The following is a 4,027-nucleotide window of genomic DNA, read 5'->3' as shown; positions in this document are numbered from 1 at the left end:
AGTAGATCGGCAATAGAAGAGTCCCGGCTGCCGCTACGAGACCGGCCCCTAAGCCAAAACTAATGGACCTGACCCTCTCCGCGTTGATTCCTAGTAGCTGAGCGGCCTCCCCATCCTGGGCCACCGCTCGAATGGATCGACCCAAATCGGTCTTGAGCAGAAGCCAGAAGAACCACACAGTGAGCAGGCATGCTATGACGAACGCCACACAGAGCGCTACTGAAAAGGATATGCCGCCCACAATCCAGGCAGATGAGGAATAAGAAGTTCGAACGGAGTAATAATTGGAAGAAAAGATGAACCTTATTACCTCCGTGAGCACCATAGCTACACCCACAGTCATCAATAGCTGATTATGCGGCAGGATCGCTTCGACCTTCATGACTGGGTTCAAGAAATATTTCTGGATAATGACCCCGACAACAAAAAGACACGGTACGCTTATAGGAAGCGCTATGTAAGGATCAAGGCCCAGGTACTGGAAAAGCACGTACGTTACGTACATGGACACCATCATCAACTGCCCATGGGAAAGGTTTATGATGCCCATCACTCCCATGATCAGCGTCATACCCATCCCGATGAGGCCGTAAAGGCCCCCTTTCAGGATACCGGCCACCAGCGTTTGTAAGAAGACTTCCATTTTGCTTCCGGTACTGAGTTTCAGTTGAAGTCAGACAGTGGTTTTGCGCTCGGGACCTACTTCCTCGCGGACCAGGGAGGCACGGGATACACATACGGCTTTGAAGCAACTTTGGCCGGCCATACGGTTTCAAGAATTCCCTTTTGCCATTGCACCAGGTACGTGGGAAGTTCATTTTGCTGCGTCTTCTTGCCGTATGCTATGAATTTGACCGGCCCAAACAAAGTCATCATATCAGTGGTGACCAGAGCCTCACGAACAGCTTGCGGTGTGAGCTCCTTGGCCCGTTTCAAAGCGTCGGCCACGACATACATGCACGCATGGGCTTCCGCGCCGTGATAGTCGGGCGGCATCCCAAATTTCTCCTTGTACTTGTCATAGTACGCCTGAGCACCGGGATACGGAACTTTGGGGCCCCAGAGGTCCGCTGAAAACACATATTCGGATGCTTCACCCGCATTGGCAGCGAACTCCGGGAGGGTAAAACCGGCAGCGCCGCCCACGAAGAGCTTCGGGTTGAAATCCAGTTCCTTGGATTGACGCATCAGGAGAGACGCGTCCATGACATACGAGATCATGTACACGAAATCCGGTTGAGCCGCCTTGATTTTGACGAGAATCGGCTTGAAATCCACGGCGCCGGCTTCGTAACCTTCCTTTATGAGGACCTTGACTCCGGCCTCCTGACAATTCTGGGCGAATTCCTTGGATCCGGACTGTCCGAATAGAGTGTTTTCATAGAGAATCGCAACGGTCTTGGGCTTGACCACATCTTGAAGGAAGGACATGAGCCCTTTAGGATACTCACTCACAGGAGGAGCGATGCGAAAAACCTGGTCCCACTTTTGCTCGGTGATTTTGTCGGCCGAACCGGTAGTCACGAGGAACGGCACCTTCCGTTGCTGGGCAACAGCACATATCGCAAATGTGACCGACGACGAGTATCCGCCTGAAAGAGCGATCACCTTGTCCTGTGCGATCAGCTTTTCGCAGGCGGAACGGCCAACCTCAGGCTTGCCGGTATCGTCTTCTATCAAAAGATCAATCTGTCGGCCGTTAACACCACCGGCTTTATTGATTTCCTCAAGAGCCATCTGAAATGAGTTTATTTCTATTTCGCCGAACTTGGCCTGTTCACCCGTCCGCGGCAGAATGACCCCGACTTTGATCGGAGCTTCCGCTGCCCAGGCAAAACCGGCGCAGACCAGGACCCAAGTCAGAGTGATAGCGGTCCAATATCCTGTTCTTTTCATTACTGACTCCTAAAGGGTTCGGGAATGGTCGTTGGAAATGGGGAAGATAGCGTCACAAATAACCCACGTGCTATCCATGTGTCAAGAGAAAAGCGCGCAGCCAAAAATATGGTTGACCACATGGACCTCGGAGGAGTAATCTCTGAAATTCACATTCCCCTTTTCAGAAATCAAGGTTACTCCAACATCCCCTGGCGGGCCGGCCCCGGAGGTTATGCAGTGCTTCTTAAAGCGCGGGACACTCTTGAAGTGGTCCCTCCAGGCCTCACGACTCGCGAGAGATAATGGCACCGGATGATGTGCTTACGTGTATCTGCATCCTGACCGTGAACTGAATACTGTAATGAGGGAGATGAGATGGGATCAACTGCGTGGAAAGCTCTTATTCCTTTGCTGGTGGGGATCATTATCGCCGTGCTGCCTGTTCCACAGGGATTGACTGCGAATGCATGGTATTTCTTTGCTTGCTTTACTGCTGTCATCGTTGGCTTAGTCTTGGAACCGATTCCATCGGCCGCGATAGGGTTCATCGGTATCGCTTTCGTCGCAGCGATGGGATTGGTCGCGCCTAAACCGGCTGACTCCATCAAATGGGCATTGAGCGGTTTTTCCAACTCCACGGTCTGGCTCATATTCGGCGCATTCATGCTTGCCTTGGGTTATGAAAAGACGGGGTTGGGCAAACGCATTGCCCTGGTATTGGTAAAAGTCCTGGGTAGGAAAACGCTGGGTTTGGGTTATGCAGTCACCTTTGCCGACCTGATCCTGGCTCCGTTCACGCCTTCCAACACTGCACGAAGCGGTGGAATCATATACCCTGTTATACGCAATATTCCCATTCTTTATGGTTCGCTACCCGGAGAGACAGCGCGAAAGATCGGCGCTTACGTATTGTGGACAGCCTTCGCAGCCACGTGCGTCAACAGTTCAATGTTCGTGACGGCGCTTGCCCCAAATCTTCTGGCTCTCGAACTGGTCACCAAGACATCATCGATAGGCTTTGAGTGGGTGGAATGGCTGTACGGATTCCTGCCGGTAGGTATACCTCTTATCCTCATTCTACCGTATCTCATATACAAGATTTACCCGCCGGAAATCACATCCAGTGATGAAGTCCCTGCGTGGGCGTCGGACGAACTCGCAAAGCTGGGCGGCATCACGTTCAAGGAAGTGCTGATGGCCGTCTTGGCAATTCTTGCATTGGTCTTGTGGATCGGAGGCGGTAAGTTCATAGATGCAACAACGGTTACTTTGGTTGTCATTTCGTTGATGCTGATAACCGGAGTCGTCAGTCACGATGATATTCTGAGCCACAAGAGGGCCTGGGATATACTGGTTTGGTTCGGCACTCTTGTAGCCTTAGCAGATGGCCTCAACAAGGTCGGGTTCGTCACCTGGTTTGCCAAGGGCGCAACGGTCTTACTGGCCGGGATGTCACCAGTGACTACGATGGTAATACTTGTTGCGATCTTCTTTCTCATTCACTATATGTTTGCCAGTCTGACGGCGCACACTGCTGCAATCCTACCAGTGATGCTTGCTGCCGGCGCTGCGGTGCCGGGGATGCCCGTAAAAGTCTTTGCTCTGCTTCTCTGCTACTCCTTGGGATTGATGGGCATCATCACCCCATACGCTACCGGTCCGGGACCTGTCTATTTCGGAAGTGGGTACATCAGCCGCAAGGACTTCTGGCTCCAGGGTTTCATCTTGGGGATTGTATTTCTGGTTTTCCTGATAGGAATCGGGGTCCCCTGGCTGCTTGCGACCAAAGGCTAATCACTAGCAAGAAGCACGCAGGAATTGATCGAAACCGGCTTCTTGCCAGCGGTAACAACTTGAGTTATGTATTAGGATACTAACGTAGTTCATTTGGATGAACAAGGAGGAGGACGATGTCGTGGGTATGTATCTGCTCTGAAGAGAATGTTGGTGATAGGTACTCTTGCAAGAATTGTGGAAGACCGCTTCCGGAAATACCTATGCCGCACTGTCCTACAGGCCTTTCATTGCTTCGAGATCCGACATTGAACAAAGGGACTGCCTTCACGGAGCGAGAACGCGAGGCATTGGAGCTTGAAGGGCTTCTACCGCCTCATCCCAGTACCATCGAGGAGCAGGTTCAGCGGTTCCT

4 protein-coding genes are annotated in these 4,027 nt (G+C 52.0%); 2 read left to right on the top strand and 2 right to left on the bottom strand.

Annotated features, from left to right (window positions below):
* Together VMT62_14465 and VMT62_14460 are read right to left on the bottom strand one after the other, a co-directional pair.
* Positions 1-643, bottom strand: a 643-nt coding sequence (locus tag VMT62_14465; GenBank protein HVN97629.1) for a branched-chain amino acid ABC transporter permease, incomplete at its 3' end; no start/stop codon positions are given.
* 56 nt (positions 644-699) lie between these two features.
* The gene (locus tag VMT62_14460; GenBank protein HVN97628.1) at positions 700-1,896 is read right to left on the bottom strand and encodes an ABC transporter substrate-binding protein; all 1,197 of its coding nucleotides are present in this window, start codon (positions 1,894-1,896) and stop codon (positions 700-702) included.
* A 357-nt stretch (positions 1,897-2,253) separates the two neighbouring features.
* Here VMT62_14460 and VMT62_14455 point away from each other — a divergent pair, with 357 nt between their 5' ends.
* Positions 2,254-3,672 carry an anion permease gene (locus tag VMT62_14455; GenBank protein HVN97627.1) on the top strand — a complete coding sequence of 473 codons (1,419 nt, stop codon included), beginning with the start codon at positions 2,254-2,256 and terminating at the stop codon, positions 3,670-3,672.
* A gap of 116 nt (positions 3,673-3,788) precedes the next feature.
* Positions 3,789-4,027: hypothetical protein (locus VMT62_14450; GenBank protein HVN97626.1), on the top strand; the 239-nt coding region annotated here is incomplete at its 3' end.

This window comes from Syntrophorhabdaceae bacterium (assembly GCA_035541755.1).
In the GTDB taxonomy this organism is placed as follows: Bacteria; Desulfobacterota; Syntrophorhabdia; order Syntrophorhabdales; family Syntrophorhabdaceae; genus PNOF01.
Note: the sequence above shows the minus strand (reverse complement) of the source record. Positions and strands in the feature narration are given on the sequence as shown.

Bases quoted from the DNA above. Each gene is read 5' to 3' on its own strand.
- VMT62_14460 (HVN97628.1), bottom strand. From the start codon at position 1,896: ATGAAAAGAACAGGATATTGGACCGCTATCACTCTGACTTGGGTCCTG.
- VMT62_14455 (HVN97627.1), top strand. From the start codon at position 2,254: ATGGGATCAACTGCGTGGAAAGCTCTTATTCCTTTGCTGGTGGGGATC.